Here is a 26,498-nt window from a genome sequence, read left to right as displayed (position 1 = left end):
TCGAACGCACCATCGCTTCCGCCCAGGCCTGGGTCTTCATCGCAAACATCCGCATGCTCACCCGACGGCTCGCAAGGCATTGAAAACGCTACCTTCATTCTGATTCAGACACTTAGATTGCCGATAAGCCGGCGCAAGACAGCGCTTGGAAGGCGCTTTTCGCCAATCGGACATTCTTCGAAAGACGATCAAATGGCGTTGTGGATCGGACTATATTTCCTGGCGATCAACATCGCTGCCTATTTCGCCTTCGTTTTCGACAAGGCCAAAGCGAGAGCCGGCGCAAGACGCATACCGGAGAAAAGCCTCCTGCGTCTTGCCCTCCTCGGTGGCAGCATCGGCGCCATTTCCGCCCAGCGAATCATTCGCCACAAGACCCACAAAGAGCCTTTCCGCACATGGCTGAACGCGATCGCGTTCCTGCATCTTGTCGTGATCACAGGCTTGGGGGTCGCCGTGCTGCTTTTCGGATCCGACCAGATTCGCCTCTGGATGGGTCAGCAACTCAGCTGAATGTGCCGTCGCTTGGCCAGCGCCGATTCACCCGCGGCCCGAGGCCAGTCAGCAATTCATAGGCAATGGTGCCGGCGGCTGTCGCCACCGCGTCGATCGGCATGTCCGGGCCGAAGAATTCCGCCCGCGCGCCGGGGCGGACGGCATCTTCGGGAAGGTCGGTGATATCCAGCAGGGTGAGGTCCATCGAGACTCGACCGAGCACAGGGACCCGCCGGCCGGCGAGTATTACCTCGGCTCCGGGCCGCAGCTGACGCATCCCCACGCCGGCGCCCGACGCGGCACGGTGGTAGCCGTCGGCATAGCCGATGCCGACGGTAGCGATTCGGGTATCTCTGCTCAGCCTTGCCGCCGCGCCATAGCCAACCGCCTCGCCGGTTTTGGCGACTCGCACCTGGAGAACCGAGGCGGTCAGCCGCGCGACGGTCCTGACCGCTTCCGACGATCTGGGGCCTGCCTCGCCGCCATACAGGGCGATGCCCGGCCGTGTCAGATCGAAGGCGTAGTCGGGGCCGAGAAAGACACCGGCGGAATTGGCAAAGGATCGGGGAACCGACGGAAACAGCTTGGCGAGCGTCCGAAACCGATCAAGCTGTTCGGCGCTCTGCGATGTCGCCTCGTCGGCGGAGGCCAGATGGCTCATGACCAGGCACAGGTCGAGCTGGTCGGAGGCGGCGAAGTCGGCGGCCAAGCGGGCATCTTCGGTTCCGAGGCCGAGCCGGTTCATGCCGGTTTCGAGCTGCACCGCGGCGGGCGCTCTGCGTGCGGTCGCGCGCATCCCCTCGCGCCATACGGCGATGTCATCCGGCGTCGAGAGCACCGGCGTCAGGTTTCGCGCCAGATGAAGCGGAACCGTAGCGGGCTCCAGGCCCTGAAGCACGTAGATGCGAGGCGCCGCAGACGCGGTCGACGCGTTGGCCGGCAACCGGTCCAGCGAGTCGCGCAAAGCGGCGCCTTCCTCGGCCCAGGCGACGAAGAAGTCGCGGCAGCCGGCTTCCGACAACGCCGCTGCGACCTCGGCGGCGCCAAGACCATAGCCGTTCGCCTTGACCGCCGCGCCAGTGCGGGCGCCGGGATTGCGGGAATCCAGCATCCGCCAGTTGGCGATCAGCGCGGCGCGGTCGATCTCGACGACCGGCATGCGGTCCGGCCTCACGCTGGCCGGGATCGGGAAAAGCGGCATCGTCAGGAGACTACTCGAACCGCTCGGGAAGATAGCTGTCGTCCGCGAGATCGGTGAAGCGCGTGTATTCGGCCTGGAAGGCGAGGGGAACGGTTCCGGTCGGGCCGTGACGCTGCTTGGCGATAATCACCTCGGCCTTGCCGCGCGCGTCGTTCAGGGCCTGCTCCCATTTCAAATGTTCGTCGGTGCCCGGCTTCGGCTCCCGGTTGGCGAGGTAATATTCGTCGCGATAGACGAACATCACCACGTCGGCGTCCTGCTCAATCGAACCGGATTCGCGCAGATCGGAGAGCTGCGGCCGTTTGTCGTCGCGGCTTTCCACCTGTCGCGAGAGCTGCGACAAGGCGATGATCGGCACGTTCAGTTCCTTGGCCAGGGCTTTGAGGCCGGTGGTGATCTCGGTGATTTCCTGGACGCGGTTGCCTTGGGTCCGGCTGGAGCCCTGCATCAGCTGGACATAGTCGATGATCATTACGTCGAGCCCGCGCTGCCGCTTTAGACGCCGGGCGCGGGCCGAAAGCTGCGCGATCGAGATACCGCCGGTCTGGTCGATATAAAGCGGCAGCTTCTGCATCATCTCCGAGCAGCCGATCAGCTTGGTGAGTTCCTGATCGTTGATGTTGCCGCGCCGGATTTTCGACGAGGAGATCTCGGTCTGTTCGGAGATGATGCGGGTGGCGAGCTGTTCGGCCGACATTTCCAGGCTGAAGAAACCGACGACGCCGCCATTCTTCGCCTTGAAGCTGCCGTCCGCCTGCTCGGCCGGCTCGTAGGCGGCCGCGATGTTGAAGGCGATATTGGTCGCGAGCGAGGTCTTGCCCATGGCCGGACGGCCCGCGAGGATGATCAGATCGGAGGCCTGCAGCCCGCCCATGCGCCCGTCGAGCCCGATAATGCCCGAGGAAACGCCGGAGAGGCCGCCATCGCGGTCCTTGGCGGCGGTGGCCATCTGGACGGCCAGCGTCACCGCGTCGGTGAAGGACTGGAAGCCGCCGTCGTAGCGGCCGGTCTCGGCCAACTCGAACAGGCGGCGCTCCGCGTCCTCGATCTGGCTCTTCGGCTCCATGTCGAGCGGCGCGTCGAAGGCGATGTTGACCACATCCTCGCCGATCCGGATCAGCGAGCGGCGAATCGCCAGATCGTAGATCGCCCGACCGTAGTCGGTGGCGTTGATGATGGTCGTCGCCTCGGCGGCAAGCCGCGCGAGATATTGTGCGACGGTGAAATCGCCCACCTTGTCGTTGGCCGCGAGGAACGTCTTGATCGTCACCGGATTGGCGATCTTGCCCATCCGAATCATCTCGGACGTCTTGCCGAAGATCTCCCGGTGCAGCGGCTCGAAGAAGTGGTCGGGTTTCAGAAAGTCGTGGACGACATAATAGGCGTCGTTGTTGACCAGCATGGCGCCGAGCAACGCCTGCTCGGCCTCGATGTTGCTCGGAGCCTCACGATACAACGCCGTTTCGTCATCGATTTTACGCGCCGCATCCGCCATGCCGCGTGACCTCTACCGCCGTTTCAGGATGTGCTCGGACTACACCATGGACCGCCGTGATCCTAGCAAATTGGCACTCTTGCGACGATATGAATGGGTTCGCTGAAACCTGTGAAGCGCTGTGCATAACTCCGGGGATAAAATCCGCCGCACGTTGACACCAGATTGCGCGCAAAACCGCGCTGGTTACTCCGCCGCGTTGCGGCCGCCCCATGATTCGGAACGCCTAGCGTGGTCCGCAGCCTGTTCCTTCTGCCGCAACCGGGTCTCGGTTTCGTAGATGTAGTCGCGCGTGGTCGGGAGGGTATCGAGCTTCTTCGTCAGCTGGACCTGGAACACGACGAGATCCTGCCAGCGAAACGCCGTTTCGGACACCGCGAGGTAAAATTCCCACATGCGGCAGAATCGCTCATCATAGATCGCCTTGGCCTCCTCGCGCCGGGCTTCGAAGCGTTCCCGCCAATGCCGCAGTGTGTCGGCATAATGCAGCCGGAGAACTTCGACGTCGGTGACGATCAGGCCGCTGCGCTCGGTGGCTTTCGTCACCTGCGACAGGGAGGGCAGGTAGCCGCCCGGGAAAATGTATTTGCCGATGAAGGCGTTGGTGTTCGCCGGCTCTTCGATTCGCCCGATCGTGTGCAGCAGCATGACCCCGTCGTCGTCGAGGAGACGCGCGCATTGCCCGAAATAGTCTTCATAGAAGTCGAGACCGACATGCTCGAACATGCCCACCGAGACGATCCGGTCGAAGGGGCCTTGGGTGTCGCGATAGTCCTCCAATCGGAAATCGGCGTGTCCGGTAAGCCCCGAGTCGGCAGCCCGACGTTGCGCGATCGCCAGCTGCTCGTCGGACAGCGTGACCCCGGTCACCTTCGCGTCAAGGTGCTGGGCCATATACAGCCCGAGCCCACCCCAGCCGCAGCCGACGTCGAGCGTCCGCAGGTCCGGCCGGTCGAAGAAGAGCTTGGCTGCGATATGGCGCTTCTTGGCCAGCTGGGCCTGGTCGAGGCTGGCATTCGGATCTTCGAAATAGGCGCAACTGTATTGCCGGTCCGTATCGAGGAACAGATCGTATAACTGGCTCGACAGGTCGTAATGGTGATGGACGTTGGCGCGTGCCCGTTGCGGCGTGTTGTTCTGGATATAGCGGCGATAGAGCAGTCGCATCCGGGCGATCGCCTGCATCCAGGGTTCGTTCGCCGCATCGCTGCCGCCATTGCGGAACACCAGGCTGAGGAGGTCGAAGATGCTGCCCTCGACCATATCGACGCCGCCATTCATGTAGGCTTCGCCGAATTTAAGACCGGGGTTGATTGCGACACCCCACTCCGCCGACTTCGAATTGAACCGAATGTGCAACGGTTTGCCGGTCCCGTCGCCCCATCGCGACGAACGGCCATCCGGATCCGTGACGGTCAGGTTCCCGAAGCGAAAAAGGTGGGAGAGATAGGTAGACAGAACGCGGTTCGTCATCGAAATCCCCTGACCTTGGTCCAGAGAATCCGCGGCCACTCATGGCCGCCGGAGTGCGAAAACATAAGCTGCGCTGTTAGATTTAGGTGCAAAGACGCCAATGGCAACAAAAAAGGCTCCGCCGAAGCGAAGCCTTTCACACTCTCACGCTGACTGCATGCCGAACGCGGCTGAAATCGCGCCGGTCAGCCCGCGGTTCTACTGAGCTTCGTCGCTCTCTGCCGTGTCGTCGGAAGCGGACGCTTCGCCCGAAGCATCCTCGCCGTCGTCCCGCTCCTCGCCGTCTTCCTGCTCCTCGTCGTCGAAGCTTTCCTCTTCGTCGAGGCCGTAGATGGCATCGGCGGAGGTGAGTTCCTCGCCGCGGGCCTGACGCTCTGCCTCGTCGGGAGAGCGGGCGACGTTGATCGAAATCTCGACTTCGACCTCGGCATGAAGCGCGATGGTGATTGGGTGCAGCCCGATCCGCTTGATCGGCTCGTTGAGCTGGATCTCGTTGCGGCCGACCTTGAAGCCCTCGCCAGCGAGGATGTCGGCGATGTCGCGGGTCGATACCGACCCATAGAGCTGGCCGGTTTCGCCGGCCGAGCGCACGACGACGAATCGCTTGCCTTCGAGCGTCGCGGCGACGCTCTTGGCTTCGCCCTTGCGCTCTTCGTTGCGAGCTACCAGCTGGCTCTTCTCCGCTTCAAAGCGCGCGCGGTTGGCATCGTTGGCGCGCAGCGCGCGACCAGTCGGCAGGAGAAAATTGCGGGCGAAGCCGTTGCGCACCTTTACGGTGTCGCCCATTTGGCCGAGCTTGGCGATGCGTTCGAGAAGAATGACGTCCATGATCTTGTCCTTTCTGGATCGGGATCGGTTGTTCAGGATTGGCTGAGCGACGGCCCTTGTCGGCCGCGCCAGGTTTCGAAGAGCCCGAGCGCCATGAACAGCACGATCGGGAAAGACAGCAGCAGGATCGCCGCATAACTCGTAAACAGCACCAGGCCTCGGCCCGGGCGCCCCCGGGTGCGACGATGGAGGCTCGCCAGCCCCACCAAGGTGAAGGCGGCCCCCAACGCGCCGACGAAAACGGCGGCGACGAGGCCGATGGTTCCGCCGATGAAGGCGACCGCAAGCGCTACGCCGAAGATGAGAAGGGTTGTTTTCGGCAAGTGGGTCGCCGACGGGATGTCATCCTTGGGTCGCGGCAAGCGGCCGGATACGCGCACGACGGCCGCGCCGAGATAAAGGCCGCTGACGAGCGTCACGGTCAGGAGCGCCGGCTGGACGTAAGGCACGAGAGCGATGACCAGTTTCGCGAACTCGCGCAATTGCGTTTCGCTCAGCGTCTCCATCCCTGGGCCGCCGCCCTGGCCGAGCGCCTCGACGACTGCCGGGACGAAGCCGTCCGGATCGTAGCCGAGCAGCCACCCGAGAAACAGGCAAGCGGCAATCGCCATCGCCGAGATCGCGAACAGCACGCGCCCCAGGGGATACCAGTCGAGATTGCTCCCGGATTTGCCGGTCGAAGCGGCGCCGTTGGCCAGCATGGGTTCGACCGTGGGCCGCGCCAACCCGGCAAGGTGGCCCGCGACCGCCATCGGCAGCGCCATGGTCCCGAACAGGGTCAGCGCGCTCGGGACGGACAGGGCAATGGCGTAAATCGTCATGCCGGCGACTGCGGACGCAATAAAGCCAGCGACCGAACCCCAGCCAAGACTGGCAATGGCGATCGGGATGGGGGCCGCCAGGGCAAAACTGATCGCCGAGGTCGACTCCAGCACGAGCCCCGCGAACAGAAGCGCGCTGGCAAGGCCCGATACGACGGCGATGAGGATGGTGGCTGGTTTCATGACGTCTTGCGCTGTCCTGCTCGCGGCAGTTAGAGGCCTCGGCCCCAACTAGGCTGAATGACATTCCGTCCGCAGCCTGACGCGGAGGGAAGCGGAGCGGCATCACGAGATGCCGCCCCGGATCGAGTAGAAGCTGCTACTTGATCAGGTAGGGAAGCAGACCCAGGAAACGGGCGCGCTTGATCGCACGGGCAAGCGCGCGCTGGTTCTTCTGCGACACAGCGGTAATCCGGGACGGGACGATCTTGCCGCGCTCGGAAATATAGCGCTGCAGGAGACGAACGTCCTTGTAGTCGATCTTCGGCGAATCGGTGCCGGCGAACGGATCGGACTTGCGGCGGCGGTGGAACGGCCGGCGGGTGGGAAGCTGAGCGATATCGACCATCTGGGGCTACTCCGAATCGTTGTCGCGGGGACGGCGAGGGCGATCGTCGTCGCGATCGCGCCGGGGACCGCGGTCGCCACGGTCCTCGCGGCCGCCACGATCATCGCGACCGCCACGGCGGGGCCGGTCATCGCGCTTTTGCATCATGGCCGACTGGCCTTCCTCGTGCTCTTCGACGCGGATCGTGATGTAGCGGAGAATGTCCTCGTTGAAGCGCATCTGGCGCTCCATTTCCTGGACCGCCGCCGACGGGGCGTCGATGTTCATAAGGGTGTAGTAGGCCTTGCGGTTCTTGTTGATCCGGTAGGTCAGGGTCTTCAGACCCCAATTCTCGACCTTGCCGACCGACCCGCCATTGGACTCCAACACGCCACGATACTGCTCGACGAGCTGATCGACCTGCTGATTGGAGATGTCCTGGCGCGCGAGGAATACGTGCTCGTAAAGAGCCATGCGCTATCGCCTTTCCATGTTTCGTTCGCATTTTGCCTGGGTACAGCGGCTAAGCCTCTGCGACTTCCCTGCGAAACCCGACGATCGGGTCAATTTGGAAAGGCGCCTGTACGAGAGCGTCGAGAGCGGAGACACGGGAAGCCGATGCCCTGCGGCATCCTGTTGCCGGCAATCCGGCAGCCTTCCGTTCAGCCCCCAGCTGAGACCCAAGCATTGACGGTCGCGGACCTATCCGGTTTGCGCGGAATTTTCAAGCCCTTGTTGAAATCGAAGCAATGGAGGCGACGCCGCGTCCGCTATCGGCGCCGTCGCGGCACGCGCGTCAAGCTGGGGCCATGTCGGTAGGTCCATCCGACGCAGGTGCGCGGACTGCATCGGGGCGCTCGGAGGTCAGGCGGTTGCCACGTGAGGATAGGGCGAACTGCTCGGCCTCTCTCGCCGCAGTCGCTCGAGCAGGACCTCGGGTGCTTCCGGGTGCCCCAGATAAAAACCTTGCCCCTCGATCGTGCCGAGGGCGCGCAGTTCTTCCCATTGTTCCGCCGTCTCGATTCCCTCTGCTGTGAGTTTGAGTCCCAGTCGACCGCAAAGGTGGAGGATCGAGGCAACGATGGCGTGGGTGGATTCGTCCCGTCCGATGCCATTGATGATCGAGCGGTCGATCTTGACGCGGTTGATCGGAAGCGCCTGGATGTATGCCAGACTTGTATGCCCGGCGCCGAAGTCGTCGATCGCGATTTTGATGCCTGCATTCTGGATGGCCAGCAGGGTTTTCCCGACCAGCTCTTTGTCGGTGATCGCCACGCTTTCCGTGATCTCGATCTCCAGAAGGTTCGGGGGAACCCGGTGGATCTCAAGGGCGTGGGTTAACTGGCTGACGATTTCCTCACGTGCCAACGAGATCGGCGAAAGGTTGATCGAGGTAAAGGGATGCTCGATGCCGGCATCGATGAACGCACGCATGCATTCGACCGCGCTCCGGATCACCCACAGATCGATCAGCGTGATCAGTCCGCAGCTCTCGGCGATGGGAATAAACTGCGACGGCGGCACCATCCGTCCCAAGCGCTTGTTTTCCCATCGGATCAGAGCTTCCATGCCGGTGATCCGCCCCGTCCGGAGGTCCAGTTGCGGCTGATAGACGAGGGTGAATGATTCCTCCGAGACGGCCCGGCGCAAATCCAGTTCCAGGCGCCGTCGCTCGCCCATCTTCCGTTCTTGAGCGGGGTCGAAATGAGCGACGCCGCCGCGGCCGTTACGCTTGACCTGATAGAGCGCGACGTCGGCCGCTCGTTGCAGATCGTCGACGGTTCTGCCGTCTTCGGGCATCGAGGCGATGCCCGCCGAGCAGCCGATGGTCAGCGTCAGATCGGCGATCGGAAAGGGTTGTGAAATGAGACCCACCAACGCTTTCGCCACCGCCAGGCATTCGCCCGGATTGGGCTTCTCGATGACGACCGCGAATTCGTCACCGCCAAGGCGGAAGGCCGTTGCATTTCGTTCCAAGCCCGACTGGATGCGCTCGGCGACGTTTCGCAGCAGCAGATCGCCGACCCCGTGTCCGTAGTCGTCGTTGACAAGCTTGAAATGATCGAGATCTACAGTGATCATGGCGCCGACGGTTTGGTGGCACTCGTCACCGTTCATCAATCTCGCCCAAGTCTCCGCGAAAAGCGTGCGATTGCCGAGCCCGGTCAAGGGGTCATGTCGGGCCATATGCTCGATCTGCTTGCGGGCAACGGTCAGCGACGTGACGTCGGTCAACGCCAACATGCGTTCGGGGACGACGTGAGCACCGTTCCACGGTGACATCGCCACGATCAGGTGCCGCGAATGGTACGGCATTTTGAGTTCGGCCTGGAAACTTTGGGACATGCGAATCTTGTCTGCGAAAGACTCGCCGTCGGTCGGCCTGATGCGCGCGAAGAGATCTGTGCCGGAGGGGGCCCCCTCGAACATCTCGCCCGCGGCGGAATTGGCGAACAGCACATTTCCCGTCGCATCTATTTTAATGAAGCCGATTGGCGCGGTCTCGGCCATGGCGCGGTATTCCGCTCGGCTTTCGCGCAATCGTTGCGCGCTGACGATACTGCGGGTCACGTCGATATAGAGAGTGAGCGAACCAGCCTCGGCGGTTCTGGGAAAGGAGCGCGCGAGAATCCGGCGTCCGGAAGGGCGACATGCGAGAACCTCCACTGCGGTGCCGCTTTCCACGCGTGCAAGATGGTCGGCCGAGATGAAGTCGTCGGGATGGTCGCCGCGTTGCTGGCAATACGCGGTGATGGCATGCCGCGGCAGACCGACCCGCAACATACCCGCAGGAAGCTCCATATAGCTCGCTGCCTTGGCGTTGAAGAAGGCCACGACCTGGCCCTCGGCGGCATCGTGATCATAGAGCACGACGCCGTGGTCCGTGTTATCCAGCATCTCGCGCATCATGGCGTGCTCGGCCGTGATGCGCCTCTGGTCGCAATCCGCCTTCTTCATCTGAAGCGTATTTTCAATGTCGATTCCGCCATCGATAAACCTGTGATCGTGTCGTCAAAGTTGGTCGACTGATATTTTCTTCCGATTCCGTTGAGACAATCTTAAGTTGATCGTACAAACCCGCACACCACCGTTTTATTGCGATACTTCGCCGCCAATGCCGCTGCCCTTGACAGGGACGCCTTCCCCAAACCATTGCGAGCGTCAGTTACGAGGATGATCGGGAGTACTCGCATGACTATGGCATTGGTCTTCCCAGGGCAGGGCAGTCAGAGCGTCGGCATGGGACGCTCGTTGTTCGACGCCTATCCGGATAGTCGCAAGGTCTTCGAGGAGGTCGACGAAGCGCTTGGCGAAAAACTGTCGTCTCTGATCTTCGAGGGCCCCGAAGACGGGCTGACCCTGACGCAGAACGCGCAGCCGGCCTTGATGGCCGTCTCCATGGCCGCAGTCCGCGCGCTTGAGTCGGAAGGCTTCGGGATCGGTCAGGCGAAATTCGTCGCCGGGCATTCGCTCGGCGAATATTCGGCGCTGACGGCGGCCGGCGCACTGACGCTTGCCGACACAGCCAAGCTCTTGCGCATTCGCGGTCTGGCCATGCAGCAGGCTGTCCCGCCGGGGCGGGGGGCAATGGCTGCGATTTTAGGGCTCGAAGCGGGCGAAGTTGCGCGGCTTTGCCAGGACGCGGCCGAGGACGGCGTGTGCGAACCGGCGAACGACAATGGCGGCGGGCAGATCGTCATTTCCGGCGACAAGGCGGCCGTCGACCGGGCTGTGGCGCTGGCGCCCGAGCGGGGCGCCAAGCGCGCGATCCCGCTCACGGTCTCCGCGCCCTTCCATTGCCGGCTGATGCAGCCGGCCGCGGATCGCATGGCCGAGGCCCTTGCCGAGGCCAGGATCGACGCACCGGTCGTGCCGGTCGTCTCCAACATCACCGCGACCCCGACATCCGAGCCGGACGAAATACGGGGCCGCCTCGTTCGCCAGGTGACCGGTCAGGTCCGCTGGCGCGAAAGCGTCGAGTGGCTGGCGGGCGCGGGCGTCACCAGCCTCGTCGAGATCGGCAGCGGCAAGGTACTGACCGGGCTTGCCCGCCGCATCGACCGCAGCCTCGAGGCGAAGGCCATTGGAACCGCCGAGGACGTGCGGGCCTTTGTCGAAGGCGGCTGATCCACAGACGGCAAGAACCGAAAACGAGAGAGGGGACACAGATGTTCGATCTGACCGGGCGCAAGGCGCTCGTTACGGGAGCCAGCGGCGGAATCGGCGAGGCGATCGCCAGGGCGCTTCACGGCGCCGGCGCCTCCGTCGGTCTCCACGGCACCCGTCGGGAGAAGCTGGAAGAGGTCGCCGCGTCACTCGGAGATCGCGCGACGGTTTTTCCCGCCAATCTGGCGGATCGGAGCGAGCAGAAGGCGCTCGCCGAAACGGTCGAGAGCCAGATGCAAGGGGTCGATATCCTGGTCAATAATGCCGGGGTGACGCGCGACGGGCTGTTCGTGCGCATGTCTGACGAAGACTGGGACAGCGTCATCGAGATCGACCTGACCGCGGCCTTCCGTCTCACCCGTGGTCTGACGCATCCGATGATGCGCCGCCGATTCGGTCGAATCATCAACATCACCTCGATCGTCGGCGTCACCGGCAATCCGGGCCAGGCAAATTACTGCGCCGCGAAAGCCGGGATGATCGGGTTTTCCAAATCGCTCGCCCAGGAGATCGCGTCGCGTTCGGTCACGGTGAACTGCATCGCACCCGGCTTTATCGCCAGCGCCATGACGGACAAGCTCAACGACAAGCAGAAAGACGCGATCATGGGGGCAATCCCGATGAAGCGGATGGGCGAAGCGGACGAAATCGCCGCAGCGGCCGTATTCCTGGCGTCGAACGAGGCGGCCTATGTCACTGGGCAGACGCTGCACGTCAACGGCGGCATGGCCATGATCTGACACGACCCTGTGCGCGACGCTTGGCCCGCGCGACGGAGCATGCTAAGCGCCCGCCACCAAGAAGAGATTTTGCCGTTTTCGTTGTGGTGGACCGCGACACTGTGGACCACCAAGCTTGATAAAGCGCCGCCCCGCGTCTAACGAAAGCGGCAGCACCAATCGCAATAGAGGACTGAACATGAGCGATACCGCTGAGCGAGTGAAGAAGATCGTCGTCGAGCATCTGGGCGTCGAGCAGGAAAAGGTCACCGAGAACGCGAGCTTCATCGACGATCTGGGTGCCGACAGCCTCGACACGGTCGAGCTCGTCATGGCCTTCGAGGAAGAGTTCGGCGTGGAGATTCCCGATGACGCCGCCGAAACGATCCTGACGGTCGGCGACGCGGTGAAGTTCATCGAAAAGAACCAGGCCTGACGTTTCTGGCGGAGCGTCCGCCGGGGCGATTGAGCGATTGATGAGACGAGTAGTCATCACGGGCGTCGGTATGGTGACCCCCCTCGGGGCGGGTGCCGGCGTCACATGGAAGCGTCTGCTGAACGGCGAAAGCGGCTTGGGGCGGATCGAGGGCTTCGAGGTCGACGATCTGCCTTGTCGGATCGCGGGCCAGATTCCGCGCGGCGATGGCCAGAACGGCACCTTCGATCCAGACCACTGGATGGAGCCGAAGGAGCAGCGCAAGGTCGACGATTTCATCCTTTATGCCGTCGCGGCGGCATCGGAGGCGCTGGATGACGCGAACTGGCATCCGGAAGCCTATGAGGACCAGATTACCACTGGTGTTCTGATCGGGTCCGGCATCGGCGGTTTGCGCGGCATCGAGAAGACTGCGCTGATCCTTGCCGAGAAAGGGCCGCGCCGTGTCAGCCCGTTCTTTATTCCCGGCAGCCTGATCAATCTGGCATCCGGCCACGTCTCCATCCGCAATGGTCTCAAGGGGCCGAACCATTCGGTGGTGACCGCGTGCTCTACCGGAGCCCATGCGATTGGCGACGCATCACGGCTGATCGCCTTTGGCGATGCGGACGTGATGGTGGCCGGTGGAGCCGAATCTCCGGTCGGCAGATTGTCGCTGGCGGGATTCGCCGCGTGCAAGGCTCTCTCCACCCACTTCAATGACGAGCCGACCAGGGGCTCACGTCCCTATGACCGCGACCGCGACGGTTTCGTCATGGGTGAGGGTGCCGGTATCGTCGTTCTGGAAGAGTTGGAGCACGCCAAAGCCCGTGGTGCCCGTATCTATGCCGAGGTCATCGGCTACGGTCTTTCGGGCGATGCGTATCATATCACCGCGCCGGCGGAGGATGGCGACGGCGCCTATCGGTGCATGGCGGCCGCGATGAAGCGGGCTGGCGTCTCCGCGTCGGACCTGGATTACGTCAACGCTCACGGCACGTCGACGCCGCTCGGTGACGAGATCGAGCTTCGCGCCATCGAGCGCCTTGTCGGCGATGCGGCCGACGGCATCACCATGTCGTCGACCAAGTCGGCGATCGGTCACCTTCTCGGTGCGGCCGGATCCGTCGAGGCGATCTTCTCGGTGCTGGCGATCCGCGACAATGTTGCGCCGCCCACGCTCAATCTCGACAATCCGTCGGTTGAGACGAAGATCGACCTCGTGCCGCATGTAAAACGCGAGAAGCCGATCGACGTCGCGCTGTCGAACTCATTCGGCTTCGGTGGAACGAACGCATCGCTGGTTCTGCGTCGTTTCGCCGACTGAGTGAGTGGCGGACGAGCAGGGCGCGGACCTAGCGCATCCGGGCTTTCGCCACATTCCGGTGATGCTTCGGCGGCCACGAGGAATTTCATTCAGGAGTGATCCGGTGATCGACCAACCAGGTGCTGAACGGGATCGCGGCTCGCATCGAAGCGGCGGCGGGGACGGGTCCCGCGCGCCAAAATCGGCGCGTCGCTCGCGCCATTCCCGCAACCAGCTCGTTATTTTCCTGAACTTCTGCCTTTCAGCCTTGCTGTTTCTGATGCTCGGCGTCGGCGCGGTCGTCTATTGGGGCAAAAGTCAGTTCGAGGGCCAGGGACCGCTGCGCGAGGAAACGACCTATGTCGTGCCGCGCAACACCAGCGTGCAGACGATCGCAAGTGGGCTCGAACGTGAGGGGATCATCAGCGATGCCCAAATCTTCGAATATGGCGTTCGTTTCGCGGGCGCCGGCGGCGCCCTGAAGGCCGGCGAGTATGGTTTCACTCCGGGAACCTCCATGCGTCAGGTCATGGAAAAGCTTCGCGTAGGCGCTTCGATCACCCATTCGGTATCGGTGCCGGAGGGTTGGACCGTCGAGAAAGCATACGAGAGGATCGCCGAAGCGGAGGTGCTCACGGGCGAGATGCCGGACATGCTCCCCGAGGGCACGTTGCGCCCAGACACCTATCTCGTGCAGCGCGGCGCGACGCGCAAGGAACTCGTGCAGCGCATGAAAGAGGCTCAGGACAATCTGGTCGCGGAGATTTGGGCGAAGCGCGATCCCGACATTCCGGTCAAGGATGTTGGTGAGTTCATTACGCTCGCTTCGATCGTCGAACGGGAGACCGGGATCGCCAGCGAGCGGCCTCATGTTGCGTCCGTGTTCATCAATCGTCTGAACAAGGGCATGCGGTTGCAGTCCGACCCGACCTTTCTCTACGGCGTCTATGGCGGCGGCGGCAAGCCGAGCGACAAGCCGGTTACGCAATCCGACATCGACAGCGACACGCCCTACAACACCTATAAGATCAAAGGACTGCCGCCGGGTCCGATCGCCAATCCCGGACGCGCCGCGTTGGAAGCCGTGGCCAATCCGATCGAAACCGATGATTTCTATTTCGTCGCCGACGGCACCGGCGGGCATGTCTTTTCATCGACGCTCGATGAGCATAATCGCAATGTGCAGAAATACCGGGCTATCGAGCGACAGCAACGGGTCGACGCGGAAGCGCCGCAATAGGCGACCTGGCACCGGATAGCAGACGAGGGGTGAGGCGATGTCCGTCCAGAGCATGACGGGCTTTGCCCGCCACGAAGGGGCCACCGACGGCGTCGACTTCGCCTGGGAATTGCGCTCGGTCAACGGCAAGGGGCTCGACCTGCGCTTGCGCCTGCCGCCGGGCTTCGAGGCGATCGAGGCGGACACTCGCCGGCTTGCGGCCGCACGGCTCACCCGTGGGAACATCCAGGCCAGCCTGCAGCTTCGGCGTGACGACGAACTGCCGGTCTTCACCGTCAACGAAGCGATGCTGGATCAGGTGTTGTCGCTGTCGAGCCGCCTTGTCGCCGACGGCCATGCCGGCCCGCCGTCCTCAGACGGAATCCTGGCGATCAAGGGCATTGTGGAGGTGGCCGAGCGGACGCTGGCGCCAGAGGCCCGCGAAATGCGCCAGAAGGGCGTTGCCCAAGGCTTCCTCGCGGCCGTGGAAAAACTGGTCGCAGCCAGGGAAGCCGAAGGCCTCGCCCTTTCCGAGATCCTTGCGCTTCGCCTCGGCGAGATCGCGGCGTTGATCGAGCGCGCAGAGGACGATCCCAGTCGGTCGCCAGAAACCATCCGCCAGCGACTGCGAGGCCAGATAGGTGAGCTTCTCAACGCGGATGAGCGGCTCGATGAAGGGCGTCTGCATCAGGAGGCGGCGATCCTTGCGGCGCGGGCTGATATCCGGGAGGAGATCGACCGCCTCCGGGCCCATGTGGAAGCGGCCAGGGCGCTTTTGGCCACAGGCGGTCCGATAGGCAGGCGACTCGACTTTTTGTCGCAGGAATTCAATCGCGAATCGAATACGATCTGTTCCAAGTCGAATTCGACGTCGCTGACCGCCATCGGCCTGGAACTGAAGGTGGTGATCGATCAATTCCGCGAGCAGGTGCAGAACATAGAATGACGTCGATATTCGATACCGAATCCGCGCTCGCGATCGCACGCCGCGGTCTGATGCTCGTGCTGTCCTCGCCGTCGGGAGCCGGGAAATCCACGATCGCGCGCAATCTCCTCGATTCCGATCCGCGTTTTTCGCTGTCGGTCAGCGTCACCACGCGCAAGCGCCGGGCGAGCGAGATCGACGGCGTTCATTACCGCTTCATCGACCGGGCGGAATTCGAGCGGATGCGAGCCGGCGACGCGTTGCTCGAATGGGCCGAGGTGCACGGCAACTTCTACGGCACGCCGCGCGATGCCGCCGAGAAAGCGATGCGGGAGGGCAGGGACATGCTCTTCGACATCGATTACCAGGGCGCTCTGCAACTGCAGGAGCAGGCCAAGGCGGACATCGTCTCGATCTTCATTCTTCCCCCGACGATGGCCGAGCTGAAAGCCCGGCTCTTGCGCCGCGCCGAGGATTCGGGCGAGACCATCGCGGTACGGCTGAAGAATGCGCGCGTCGAGATCGAGCGCTGGCGCGATTACGACTATGTGGTCGTCAATGATGATCTGGACCGCGCCTTTTCGGCGGTGCGATCGATCATCAACGCCGAGCGGCTTCGCCGCGACCGGCGACCGGGATTGTTCGACTTTACCGCCACGCTGCTCGCCGAAGAGATCGATTAGAAGCTACGCGCTACGGATTTGATTGGCGAGGCGGACGAACTCCGAGACGGTCAGCGTCTCGGCGCGGCGCCGCGGGTCGATGTCCGCCGCTTCGAGCAACGCTTCGCCGCCCAGGGATTTGAGGCTCTGGCGCAACATCTTGCGACGCTGACCGAATGCGGCAGCGGTGACGCGCTCGAGCGCGTCGAGCGAAGCCGGTTCGGGATCGGCTATCGGCAGCAGCTGGACCACGGACGAGGTCACCTTTGGGGGGGGCGTGAACGCCTCTCGTGAGACGTCGAACAGGATGCGCGCGCGTGTCCGCCAGCCAGTAAGCACACCGAGGCGGCCGTAATGATCCGAGCCTGGGACCGCGACGATGCGTTCGGCCACCTCGCGTTGGAACATCAGCGTCAGGCTTGACCACACGGGCGGCCAGTGCGCCGTCGCGACCCAATTCAAAAGCAGTTGGGTTCCGACATTGTAGGGCAGGTTGGCCACGATCTTCAGCGGCCCGGCATGCGCGATCGTCGCCGGATCGATTGTCAGCGCGTCGGCTTCAATGATCTCAAGACGGCCAGGGTAGTGAGCCGCGATCGCCCTGAGCGCCGGCAGACAGCGCCCGTCCTTTTCGATTGCGATGACCCGATCGGCACCCTCGGCCAGTAGGGCGCGCGTGAGTCCGCCGGGCCCAGGACCGACCTCGACGATCGTTGCTCCAACAAGCGGATGCGCCTGCCGCGCGATCCGCGCCGTCAGATTGAGGTCGAGCAGAAAGTTCTGGCCGAGACCGCGCTTTGGATCGAGGCCATGCTCGGTCATCACGGCGCGCAAGGGCGGCAGCGTATCAGACGGGCTCACGCGCCGGTGGCCGTGCTTGCAACGGCGGCTGCTGTCGCCATTCTGTCGGCGAGACGCAGAGCAGCGATGAAGCTGTCGGCGCGCGCTTTCCCTGTTCCGGCGATGTCAGAGGCAGTGCCGTGGTCGGGAGACGTTCGGATGATCGGCAGGCCGAGCGTCGCATTGACGGTCTGGTCGAAGGCGAGCGTCTTCGCCGGGATCAATGCCTGATCGTGATACATGCAAATGGCGACGTCATAGCCGCGCCGCGCCTCAGGATGGAACATCGTATCGGCGGGCAGCGGCCCGAATGCGTCGATCCCGGCGGCGCGCAGACGCGCGATTGCCGGCCGTATGACCGCCTCGTCTTCGCTGCCGATCGCGCCCTTTTCACCGGCATGGGGGTTGAGGCCGGATACCGCCAGGCGCGGCGCCGGGATTCCCAAGCGCTCGCGATAGTCGGCCGCGACAATCCGGCATGTCGTTTCGATGAGTTCGGCTGTCAGGCTGCCGGGAACCGCGGCGATGGGAATATGGATCGTCACGGGAACGCAGGACAGTTCCGGCCCGGTCAGGAGCATCACCGGGGTGAACGATGCACCGAGTCGTCTCCCGCAGAGATCGGCGAGATACTCGGTATGGCCGGGATGTCGAAACCCGAAGTCGTATAGCGCTTTCTTGTCGATCGGGCCCGTGACCAGCGCGGAGGCCTGACCTTCAAGAACCAGCGCCGTCGCCCGGTCGATCGCCTCGATCGTGCCGGCCGCGTTGACGGGATCGACGACGCCGGGGGCTTCGAGATGACGGTTCACCAACGGGAGCACCGCCAGCGCGCCTGGCCGGATCGCTGCCATCTCAGACGGCGTCGCGATGGTGTGGATGTCGACGTCGTAACCGAGGCGGTTTGCCCGCTTGGCCAGCATCACCGGATCGGCGAGGAGAAAAAACAACGGCAGATCGTTCCGGTGATGGACATGGATCGCCAGGGCGATGTCGGGTCCCACCCCCGACGGTTCGCCCACAGTGACCGCGATCGGCGCGAGATTGGTCGAGGCCTGTGTGGCCGGTGAACTCATCGGCGGACGATCCGGGCCTTACTCTTGAGTTCCTTGAGGAAGGCCGCATCTGGCTCGCCACCTTCGCCCAGCTTTTCCAGGTCGCGCGACTGGAACACCATGGCCGCGGCGATATCGTCCGAAATGTTGCGGCTGTTGCAGACGGCGATGAACTCGACGCCGCGGTCGGTTTCCTTCACCGGCGTCGTCCTGCCGACCGACGTGTTGATGATGTCGTCCTTCCAACGTGGCGGCAGTTCCGGCTGGGCAACGCGGCCGAGATCGCGCACGGTCACATCCCGCAGCGACTTGGCGACGTCGTAGGTCGACTCGCACGAGCGGAAGCGCGAGCGCATGCTGTTGGCCTCGCTCGTCCGCTTGCCGAGGAGCGATTTACGCTGACCGTCGGGTACGACGAAAATGACTTGCTGCAGCGTGTATTCGGTGGTCGTCGGTTTCTTGCCGCCCTGAGCGAGCATGCGCTGAACGACCTCCTGCTCGCTGAGCTTGTCGCTGGTCCGCAGCTTGGACTGGATGGCCTGACCCCAGCCCATCTGGACGCGGATGTAATCCTTGAAGGCGCTTGCGGAAAAACCGGCGCGCGTGAGCACTTCGCTCAATTGCGTCTGGTTCATTTTGTTATCCGCCGCGAATTTTCCGAAGGCCTCCTCGATGGCGGCATCGGGGATGTTGATCCCGCGTCGCCGGATTTCCTGTTTCTTCAGTTCCTCGTCGATCAACTCGTCGGTCGCCTTTTGCGTGGCGTTGCCGCCGACCCGGCGCAGTTTGAGGAAGGCCGCGCGCTGGCGGATCTGATAGGTCGTGATCGGTTGATTGTTGACGACGATGCTAACCTCGGACGCCGCCTGGGCGGGAGCCCCCGTGGTGGCAACCATTGTCGCGGACGCGGCAACAAGGGCAAGGGCAACCGCTGTGTGGTTGATGAAATCGCGAACGGTCATGGTCCGACCAACTCCCTTGATGATGGCGTGCAGGTACATTTGGTACGTCACCTATAGCGAGGCTTTGGCGAAAGGATGGTGATGGCAAGTGCCTCGCGTACCCCAGCGACGAAGGGCGGCTCCGAACCTACGAAGGCCGGGTGCGGGACTACTTCTCTTCACTCAGATCGTAGGATTGACTGAAATCGGAGATCGTTCGCAGGCCGACCTGGAACATCAGCGTCTTCGAATTCGACTCTTGCGTATAACGATCGATCGTATCGCTGTAGGAAACAAGCAGGCTGAAACATTCGTCGGCATACCCGATGCCGAACTTCTTTTCGACTACCGCGCTGTTTTCAATGTCGTATCCCAAAGCACCGGAAGCCGTCCAGTTTTCAGCGAATTTCAGGCTGCCTGAGGCCGTGACCTGGCTGCGATCGGAGATCGAACCATAGGTCGGCTGGGCCGCGATGTTCGTGTAGGTGATCTGCGCGCTGGCCAGAGCTGAAGAATAGGAGCCGTAGACATCGCTTCGGCGCAAAGCGTAGTCGACCTCGTCGAACCGTCCCTGGGCACCGAATTCGAACCCGATCGGCGTCCCGAAGGCCAAAGAGGTCACATAGTCGGAGCGGTCGGTCTCGAGGCCGGAATCGAAGCCCACGAGCGCCAAATCGGTTTGGGCGAACGAATTGATTCCGCCCAGCTGGTAGGACTGGCCGACGACGGCATCGATCGTATAGCCGCTGTCCAGCGCTCCGGCGTAGCGCAGGCCGACATTGGCGCGGGTTCCGCCCTCGATCCTGTCGTAGCCGGAGAATTTGTCGAGCTGGAACAGATTGCCGGTGTTGAAGACGAGGCTCTGTGCGTCCTCGTTCGGAACGAAACCGATTTGGGTTTCATCCGGCCGAACGACGATTTGGCCGATGGGCTCGATTACATGTGAGGCGTTCGCGGTTTCGATCAGATAGGGATAGCGCGCCTCGATCGCAGCGGTCGCCATGCCGCGTGCACCACTGTCGTTTATGCCAACCGATCCGAAGGATGTTGCGTAGTAATCCGACTCCATGGTGGCTGTGTACAGGTCGCCGCGCAAAGCCGCCGTGGGGCTGATGATCAGACCCGACGACAACGTGTAAATGTCGCTCCAAGTCGCATTCGCGGACCCCCGGGTGTAGTCGCCTTCAAGACCGTTGTAGCGAAGCAAATTCTTCTGGTACTCCGTACAGACCGTTCGCCCATCCAAAATCAGGATCGCCGACGGCTTGCAAACGAGCGATGCAGACTCCTCATCCCGGTAGAGCGAAGCGACATTGAGGTCCAGCTTCACTTCGCCGCCGAGGACGGTCTCCTGTTCGATCCGTTCGTAGTCGAAGGCCGGGGCGACGAGCGGCTGCGTGTCGTCCTGATTGGGATTCACCGACTGATATTCGAACTTTTGGCCGCGCAGGTCGAAGTAGCTCTGGTCGCCGAGGCCGGTCAGGTAGATTTCCGACGTATGCAAGGTCGAACCGAAATTCGCGATGTCGTAGGTGGCCGAGAAGTTCTCATCCGATTGCAGGAGAATGTCCCAACCGACGGTCCAACGCTCGTTCAGCGCGAAGCGCCCCGTCGTGCCAATCATGCCGCGGTCGGTGTTGGCGAAATCGGGGGTGGTGTAGGAGGCGGTATTCTTGTCGGCAAAAGCACCAGGATCCTGCTGGATGATTCCCGCCGTCTGCAGAGTGAAAAAGCCGTTGCTGACCGCCTGGCGATATTCGGCCTCGGCCAGGAAGCCCTGCTTTGTGTAGTAGGTGCCCGCGACCGTGACGTCCTTGTCGTCGGACAGTGCGATGAAATACGGCACGCGCAGCCCGTAGCCCAGTTCCTCGGACGAACGGAAAGCCGGCGTCAGAAACCCGGATTTGCGTTTGACCGTCGGGTCTGGGGACTGGAAATAGGGCAGGTAAGCGATCGGGGCGCCGAAGAATTCGAAGCGCGCGCCATAATAGCGGATCTCTTTCTCGGTCTGGTCCCAGACAATCTTGCGCGCCTTCACCTGCCAGAGCGGCGCCCGATCCGGATGCGCCCGGCATGCCTCGCACGCCGTATAGACGCCTTGCTGGAATGTCGTGACGCTGCCGTCGCGCCGGACCGCCTCGGTTGCGGCGAAGCGCGTGTTGTCGGGCGCCTCGATCCGCAGCGCCTTGACGAAGCCATCGCGGAAATCGTCGGTGATGTCGATCGTGTCCGCGTAGAGCTTATTGCCGTCAGGCTGTTGCAATTCGACATCGCCGGACGCGACCAGCCGACGGGTCTTCTGGTCGTAGACGACTTGGCGGGCGACCAGCTTGTAGGATCCGTAGTCGATCTGGACGCCGCCGGAAGCCGTTACGACCGAGCTGTCGCTGTCATAGGTAACCGTATCGGCTTCGAGAAACATCTGCGCCCCATCGGGAGCAGCAATGTCCGTCGGAAGTGTCGATTGAGCATACGCGAGCGTGCCAGCGAAACCGAGGCCGCAAGCGGCCGTTCCCACCAGAAGAAAGGCTTTCAGATGCGACCGGGTCCCCCCCAGTCGTCCGCGATCGGTCCCCCTCGCACTCATGACTCAGCCATCCTCTTGATGGAGCAGGATCGTTACCCCAACCAGTCCTGCCGCCAGGACCGGAAACCAGGCGGCAATTACAGGCGGAACCACCGAGTTGCTACCCAGGGCTTTCGCCAGAAACGTCACGACGTACAGCACGAAACCGGCCAATACGCCACCTGCTATCATCCTACCAGATTGGCCGGTCCGCGAAAACCTCGTTGCCACGGTCGCGGCGAGCAAGGTCATAGCGATGAACAGCGCCGGCTGGGCGATCAGGGTATTGTACTGCATCGAAAATGCCATGGAGTTAAAGCCAAGGCTCGCCGCCACGTTTATCTTCGATCCGAGCTCCCAGATCGAGATCGCCTCCGGGTCGGCAAGACGTTGCTCGATATATTCGGGCTTGAGACTGGTCGGAAGCCGATAGCTTGCTGGATACTCCGGTGTGCGGCCGATGCGCGTGATGCGCGGTTCTTCGAGGATCCATGCTCCGTCGGTCAGGGTGGCGCGGGGAGCATCGATGCGATCGCGCACAATTCCGTCATCGCCCAGCACGAACGCCGTCACGCCGCCCAGGAGCGCGCCGTTACGCGCCACCGTCGTCGCGCCGAGTATCGAGCTGATTCCTTCGCTGCTCTGCCTCAGCCACGGGACGCGGTCGGAATCGTCGGCGAGCGCCGTGCCGTCGGACATGGCCTGCATGTCCTGGGCGAGAGACTTCGTATAGGCCGACAGTGGATTGTAGACGAAGGTGGCCGCGAGGCCGATGAGCAGGGAGCCGGCTGCGAAAGGGATCAGAATCTGCCAGATCGACACGCCCGAGGCGCGGGCGACGACGAGCTCAAGCCGGCGATTGAGTGTCAGCAGCGTGTACACCGATGAGAACAGGATAATGAAAGGAAATGCCTGGCCGATAAATGAGGGGACGCGCAACGCCGAAAACAGGGCCACCGCTCCGACGCCCACATCCGGGAGGCCGCCCCGCCGACTGATCTCGATCATATCGATCAGATAGATCAGCGCGAAGACGGCAAGCAGCGTCGACAGGAAGCTGACCACGTAAAGTCGGAAGAAATAACGGTTCAAAGTCCAGTTGGTCATCGTCCGGCGGCGCCCCGCGCTGACTGGCGAAACGGCATCCAAGGCCCGATCGCCTTGCCGATCCGATATGACGCGTTGGCGAACTTTTCGAAGAGCGACCAGCGGGACAGATTGAAATCGCGCATGATCAGGACGGCGTTCAGGGTGATGGCGCTCAGCGGTAGCGCGTATGTCACCAGGACCCAGATGAAGCTCTCTTCGATCAGCGATAGCGTCACGAAGCCGATCGCTTTCAGACCCAGGCCACCGATCAGCCCGAGGGCCATCGCCGGCCCGGTACCCTGCCGATTGGTGCGCGGTTGGCCGGCGACCACCACCGCCCATAACGCGAAGGCCAAAGCGTAAAGCCAGTTCGTCATCCGGTCGGTCAATTCCTCCGTCAGGACGGCGGGCCGAGTCTGATAGAGCGTGTCATTCGGGTCCGGCCAAATAAGATCGAAAGTGCTCCGCTCGGACGCCCGGATCCAGTCGCCTTGCGTGGCGGGTTTCAGCTCTGCAAGGTCAAAAGCATAGGTCTGGAACTCGATCACGGAGATCCCGCCATCGGATTTGCTCCGACGATGCAGTTGGCCGTCGTAGAGCAGGAGCAGCGATTGGTCGTCCTGCTTGAGGATTTTTGCCTCGCGGGCGAAATAGGTCAGATCGGTCGTCCCGTCGCGCGTATCGGCAATGACGAGACTTTCGACGGTCGAGCCCCGCGCGGCGCCGATGCTGACCACGAGCCCGGGTTGCACCCGTTCGAACCGGCCCGGCTGCAGAAACAGCGTAATGGTGTCGGCATTGATCGAGCGGATTCCGTTTTGAAAGGCGCTCGCCGAGGCTGGGCCGATGATGTGGGCGATAAACAAAATAAGCAGTCCGCCGATCAAGCCGAGCGCGATAATGGGTTTGGCGATCACCGATTGGGAGGCGCCAGACGCGGCAATGACCGGACGTTCGGAGTCGGTGTTCAGCGAGTTCAGTGCCTGGATCGCGCCGATGAGGACCGCGAATGGGACGACGCCGGCTGTCAAATCTGGAAGCAGCATCAGGGCGATCCAGAAAATGTTGCCCGCCGCCGATGCGCTGGTCTTGATGATATCGATGCGGGCCAGCGCCTGCACGATCCAGACGATCAACACCAACGACGCCAGAGAAGCTGCGGCATAGGTAATGGCGCGTTTGAAGAGATATCGTTCGAGGAGCGTCATGAGACTCGCGCGTTACAAGGTGCCGCCCGATGGCATCACTCTTGGCCTTTTAGCGTCCGAGGCTGACCGGAAGCCGGACGATGCCCCTCCAATGACAGCAGCAGCTTGGCTAAAGAAGGGCGAAGGACTGTGGTTAACGTCGTGTAACGGCTGCGATCGCTCTTGCAAAGCCTATGGTCGGGACCATCATAGGGGCGAGCGATACAACCGCTGCTGCCGACCCGGTCCAGTCAGGACAATCTTCCAGGAGTTTTCATGGCCACTCTTCCAACGATCGAATTCGTCTCGCGCGATGCAACGCCCAAAGGCGTCATGGTTGTGCTGGCCGGGAAAGCGGGAGCGCTGGCCGATGGCATTGATGCCCGGGTGAAGGCGCTGGTGGAGAAGGCCGCGAAGGTCGCAAAATTTAATGGTAAGTCGCTGGCCACGCTGGATCTTCTGGCGCCAGGCGAGGTGGCTGTCGATCGCCTGTTGGTCGTCGGCACCCATTCCGACAAGGCGCTGGTGGAAGAGGATTGGCTGAAGATTGGCGGGGTGATTGCCGCGAAGACCAAGGGTGCCGACGCCGTCACCGTGCGCTGCGAACGGCCCGGTGGAGAATCTGTCAGCGCGGAGAACGCCGCGACCCTGGCGGTCGGCGCGACATTGCGATCCTACGATTTTGATCTCTACAAGACCAAGAAGCCGAAGAAAGACCAAGAGCCTGAGGAGCCCGACGTGGTGACGCGGATTGCGATCTCCGTCGAGAATCCGGATGCGGCCAGGGCCGCCTACCAAGTCGCGGAAGCAGTTGCCGCGGGGACGATGCTCGCCCGCGATCTTGTCAACGAGCCGGCCAATACTCTCGGGCCGGTCGAGTTCGCCGATCGCATCGCGGCGCTTGGTGAACACGGACTCGAGGTCGAGATCCTGACCGAAAAGGAAATGCGCGATCTGAAGATGGATGCGCTTCTCGGCGTTGCGCAGGGCTCGCCCCGCCCGCCGCGATTGGCAATCATGCGCTGGAACGGCGGTCCCGAGGGCGAGGCGCCGATCGCCTTCGTCGGGAAGGGCGTCGTCTTCGACACCGGTGGCATTTCGATCAAGCCCTCCGCGTCGATGGAAGACATGAAGGGCGACATGGGCGGCGCGGCGGCAGTCACCGGCCTGATGCGGGCACTCGCCGGCCGCAAGGCCAAGGTCAACGCCATCGGCATCGTCGGGCTGGTCGAAAATGCCGTCGATGGCAATGCCCAGCGCCCCGGCGACATCGTCAAGGCGATGTCCGGTACCACGATCGAGGTCCTCAACACCGACGCCGAGGGACGCTTGGTGCTGGCCGACGCGCTTTGGTACTGTCAGGCCCGGTTCAAGCCTAAGTTCATGATCGATCTCGCCACCCTGACCGGGGCGATCATCGTGGCGCTCGGCAATCATCATGCCGGGCTCTTCTCCAACAATGACGAACTCGCCGAGCGCCTGACGGCTGCCGGTAAGACGTCAGGCGAAAAGGTCTGGCGGCTGCCGCTGGCTCCCGAATATGACAAGATGATCGAAGGCAAGTTCGCCGACATCAAGAATATCGGCGGCGGACGTGCGGCCGGGTCTGTCACTGCGGCGCAGTTCCTGCAGCGCTTCGTCAACGACGTTCCCTGGGCGCATCTCGACATCGCCGGCACCGCGATGGGCTCGCCGTCCAACGAATACAATCAGTCCTGGGCGTCGGGTTACGGTGTGCGGCTGCTCAATCAGCTCGTCGCCGACCACTATCAGTCACACTAGGACGGGCCGGGCTTAGAGCATCGGACGATAATATGAACGCGTTCTGCCATCCCCTGGTCCGTAAGGTTTCCGGTCGCCGGGCGCCCACTTTGTCGTCCGGCTCGACCGTAGCGCCGCTACGCTNCGATAATATGAACGCGTTCTGCCATCCCCTGGTCCGTAAGGTTTCCGGTCGCCGGGCGCCCACTTTGTCGTCCGGCTCGACCGTAGCGCCGCTACGCTCCTCGCCGCCCTCCGCGTGGATCACCTCCGCGAACCGAGAAACAGAACGGCGTCCTTATTATCGTCCGATGCTCCGATGACCGAGGTCCTGTTCTACCATCTGACGGAAAGTCGGCTCGAGGACGCCCTGCCGGGCCTTCTTGAGCGAAGCTTGGCCAAGGGCTGGCGCGTCGTCGTGCAATTTGCCAGCGAGGAGCGTCGCGACGCTCTCGACCATCATCTCTGGGTCTACAAGGACGAGAGCTTTCTGCCGCACGGCAGCGATGCCGACGGCTCCGGCGCGCTGCAGCCGATCTTGCTGACCGTCGAGGCGGGTCAGGAGGGTAACGATCCGCATGTGCGGTTCCTGGTCGAAGGCGCGGCGCCCGCCGCGCTCGATCGCTATGTCCGCGCGGTCTATCTCTTCGATGGCCATGACGAGGACCAGATCGGCCGGGCGCGGGAGCGCTGGACGGTCGAGAAAGCCGCCGGCCACGACGTCACCTATTGGCAGCAGACCGATGGGGGCAGGTGGGTCAAGAAGGTGTAGCGTCCACCGCGTGA

General features: G+C 62.8%; 24 protein-coding genes. 10 read left to right on the top strand and 14 right to left on the bottom strand.

The features are described from left to right. Positions 1 to 192: 192 nt before the first annotated feature. Complete coding sequence (locus tag VQ045_RS09700; RefSeq protein WP_327646427.1) at positions 193 to 513, top strand: DUF1294 domain-containing protein; 321 nt, start codon at positions 193 to 195, stop codon at positions 511 to 513. Here the strand turns inward: VQ045_RS09700 and alr are convergent. The 8 genes from alr to VQ045_RS09660 all read right to left on the bottom strand — a co-directional run bounded on the left by alr (position 506) and on the right by VQ045_RS09660 (position 9,818). Further along, positions 506 to 1,696 carry an alanine racemase gene (alr, locus tag VQ045_RS09695; RefSeq protein WP_331829958.1) on the bottom strand — a complete coding sequence of 397 codons (1,191 nt, stop codon included), beginning with the start codon at positions 1,694 to 1,696 and terminating at the stop codon, positions 506 to 508. The genes VQ045_RS09700 and alr overlap by 8 nt on opposite strands. A 10-nt stretch (positions 1,697 to 1,706) precedes the next feature. Further along, positions 1,707 to 3,191: a replicative DNA helicase gene (locus VQ045_RS09690; RefSeq protein WP_327624611.1), complete on the bottom strand. Its 1,485-nt coding sequence runs from the start codon at positions 3,189 to 3,191 to the stop codon at positions 1,707 to 1,709. Between the two features lie 186 nt (positions 3,192 to 3,377). Continuing rightward, positions 3,378 to 4,664, bottom strand: a complete 1,287-nt coding sequence (locus tag VQ045_RS09685) for a cyclopropane-fatty-acyl-phospholipid synthase family protein (RefSeq protein WP_327646433.1) — start codon at positions 4,662 to 4,664, stop codon at positions 3,378 to 3,380. A gap of 198 nt (positions 4,665 to 4,862) precedes the next feature. Next, positions 4,863 to 5,492, bottom strand: a complete 630-nt coding sequence (gene rplI, locus VQ045_RS09680; protein ID WP_327646434.1) for a 50S ribosomal protein L9 — start codon at positions 5,490 to 5,492, stop codon at positions 4,863 to 4,865. Positions 5,493 to 5,524: 32 nt separating this feature from the next. Further along, positions 5,525 to 6,496, bottom strand: a complete 972-nt coding sequence (locus tag VQ045_RS09675) for a hypothetical protein (protein WP_331829957.1) — start codon at positions 6,494 to 6,496, stop codon at positions 5,525 to 5,527. 136 nt (positions 6,497 to 6,632) lie between these two features. Next, positions 6,633 to 6,881, bottom strand: coding sequence for a 30S ribosomal protein S18 (gene rpsR / locus VQ045_RS09670; protein WP_206455025.1), 249 nt, complete (start codon positions 6,879 to 6,881; stop codon positions 6,633 to 6,635). A 6-nt stretch (positions 6,882 to 6,887) separates the two neighbouring features. Then, complete coding sequence (gene rpsF / locus VQ045_RS09665; protein WP_327646437.1) at positions 6,888 to 7,334, bottom strand: 30S ribosomal protein S6; 447 nt, start codon at positions 7,332 to 7,334, stop codon at positions 6,888 to 6,890. 390 nt (positions 7,335 to 7,724) lie between these two features. Further along, on the bottom strand, positions 7,725 to 9,818 hold the full coding sequence (locus VQ045_RS09660; protein WP_331829956.1) for a putative bifunctional diguanylate cyclase/phosphodiesterase: 2,094 nt from the start codon (positions 9,816 to 9,818) through the stop codon (positions 7,725 to 7,727). Between the two features lie 234 nt (positions 9,819 to 10,052). Here VQ045_RS09660 and fabD point away from each other — a divergent pair, with 234 nt between their 5' ends. From fabD to gmk, 7 genes are all read left to right on the top strand, one after another. After that, entirely contained in the window at positions 10,053 to 10,988 is a 936-nt protein-coding gene (gene fabD / locus VQ045_RS09655) for an ACP S-malonyltransferase (RefSeq protein ID WP_327624605.1), read from the top strand. A gap of 41 nt (positions 10,989 to 11,029) precedes the next feature. Then, positions 11,030 to 11,767 (top strand): 3-oxoacyl-[acyl-carrier-protein] reductase, encoded by a 738-nt coding sequence (gene fabG, locus VQ045_RS09650; protein WP_331829955.1) that lies wholly within the window; start codon positions 11,030 to 11,032, stop codon positions 11,765 to 11,767. A 178-nt stretch (positions 11,768 to 11,945) separates the two neighbouring features. Further along, positions 11,946 to 12,182 carry an acyl carrier protein gene (locus tag VQ045_RS09645; protein WP_026358398.1) on the top strand — a complete coding sequence of 79 codons (237 nt, stop codon included), beginning with the start codon at positions 11,946 to 11,948 and terminating at the stop codon, positions 12,180 to 12,182. Between the two features lie 40 nt (positions 12,183 to 12,222). Next, on the top strand, positions 12,223 to 13,488 hold the full coding sequence (fabF, locus tag VQ045_RS09640) for a beta-ketoacyl-ACP synthase II (RefSeq protein ID WP_327624602.1): 1,266 nt from the start codon (positions 12,223 to 12,225) through the stop codon (positions 13,486 to 13,488). A 103-nt stretch (positions 13,489 to 13,591) separates the two neighbouring features. Further along, entirely contained in the window at positions 13,592 to 14,707 is a 1,116-nt protein-coding gene (gene mltG / locus VQ045_RS09635) for an endolytic transglycosylase MltG (RefSeq protein WP_327624601.1), read from the top strand. A gap of 37 nt (positions 14,708 to 14,744) precedes the next feature. Then, complete coding sequence (locus VQ045_RS09630) at positions 14,745 to 15,632, top strand: YicC/YloC family endoribonuclease (RefSeq protein ID WP_327624600.1); 888 nt, start codon at positions 14,745 to 14,747, stop codon at positions 15,630 to 15,632. Then, complete coding sequence (gene gmk, locus VQ045_RS09625) at positions 15,629 to 16,294, top strand: guanylate kinase (RefSeq protein ID WP_327624599.1); 666 nt, start codon at positions 15,629 to 15,631, stop codon at positions 16,292 to 16,294. The genes VQ045_RS09630 and gmk overlap by 4 nt, the downstream gene beginning before the upstream one ends. Positions 16,295 to 16,297: 3 nt before the next feature. Here the strand turns inward: gmk and rsmA are convergent, their stop codons facing one another. The 6 genes from rsmA to VQ045_RS09595 form a co-directional block, all read right to left on the bottom strand. Then, positions 16,298 to 17,134 carry a 16S rRNA (adenine(1518)-N(6)/adenine(1519)-N(6))-dimethyltransferase RsmA gene (rsmA, locus tag VQ045_RS09620; protein ID WP_327646447.1) on the bottom strand — a complete coding sequence of 279 codons (837 nt, stop codon included), beginning with the start codon at positions 17,132 to 17,134 and terminating at the stop codon, positions 16,298 to 16,300. Next, positions 17,131 to 18,189, bottom strand: a complete 1,059-nt coding sequence (gene pdxA, locus VQ045_RS09615; RefSeq protein ID WP_331829954.1) for a 4-hydroxythreonine-4-phosphate dehydrogenase PdxA — start codon at positions 18,187 to 18,189, stop codon at positions 17,131 to 17,133. Before pdxA ends, rsmA begins: the two co-directional genes overlap by 4 nt. Next, a complete protein-coding gene (locus tag VQ045_RS09610; protein ID WP_331829953.1) occupies positions 18,186 to 19,130 on the bottom strand; it encodes a peptidylprolyl isomerase in 945 nt (314 codons plus the stop codon). Before VQ045_RS09610 ends, pdxA begins: the two co-directional genes overlap by 4 nt. A 148-nt stretch (positions 19,131 to 19,278) precedes the next feature. Then, positions 19,279 to 21,531 carry an LPS-assembly protein LptD gene (locus VQ045_RS09605; protein ID WP_331829952.1) on the bottom strand — a complete coding sequence of 751 codons (2,253 nt, stop codon included), beginning with the start codon at positions 21,529 to 21,531 and terminating at the stop codon, positions 19,279 to 19,281. Positions 21,532 to 21,699: 168 nt separating this feature from the next. Next, entirely contained in the window at positions 21,700 to 22,824 is a 1,125-nt protein-coding gene (gene lptG, locus VQ045_RS09600; protein WP_331829951.1) for an LPS export ABC transporter permease LptG, read from the bottom strand. Beyond that, the gene (locus VQ045_RS09595) at positions 22,779 to 23,972 is read right to left on the bottom strand and encodes an LptF/LptG family permease (RefSeq protein WP_331829950.1); all 1,194 of its coding nucleotides are present in this window, start codon (positions 23,970 to 23,972) and stop codon (positions 22,779 to 22,781) included. Before VQ045_RS09595 ends, lptG begins: the two co-directional genes overlap by 46 nt. A gap of 255 nt (positions 23,973 to 24,227) precedes the next feature. Here VQ045_RS09595 and VQ045_RS09590 point away from each other — a divergent pair, with 255 nt between their 5' ends. Next, a complete protein-coding gene (locus tag VQ045_RS09590; RefSeq protein WP_331829949.1) occupies positions 24,228 to 25,733 on the top strand; it encodes a leucyl aminopeptidase in 1,506 nt (501 codons plus the stop codon). A gap of 298 nt (positions 25,734 to 26,031) precedes the next feature. Continuing rightward, a complete protein-coding gene (locus VQ045_RS09585; protein WP_327624591.1) occupies positions 26,032 to 26,484 on the top strand; it encodes a DNA polymerase III subunit chi in 453 nt (150 codons plus the stop codon). The last annotated feature ends 14 nt before the right edge of the window (positions 26,485 to 26,498 follow it).

Origin of the sequence: Aurantimonas sp. E1-2-R+4 (genome assembly GCF_036549515.1) — a bacterium.
Lineage (GTDB): Bacteria > Pseudomonadota > Alphaproteobacteria > Rhizobiales > Rhizobiaceae > Aurantimonas > Aurantimonas coralicida_A.
This window is presented reverse-complemented; position numbering and strand designations above follow the sequence as displayed.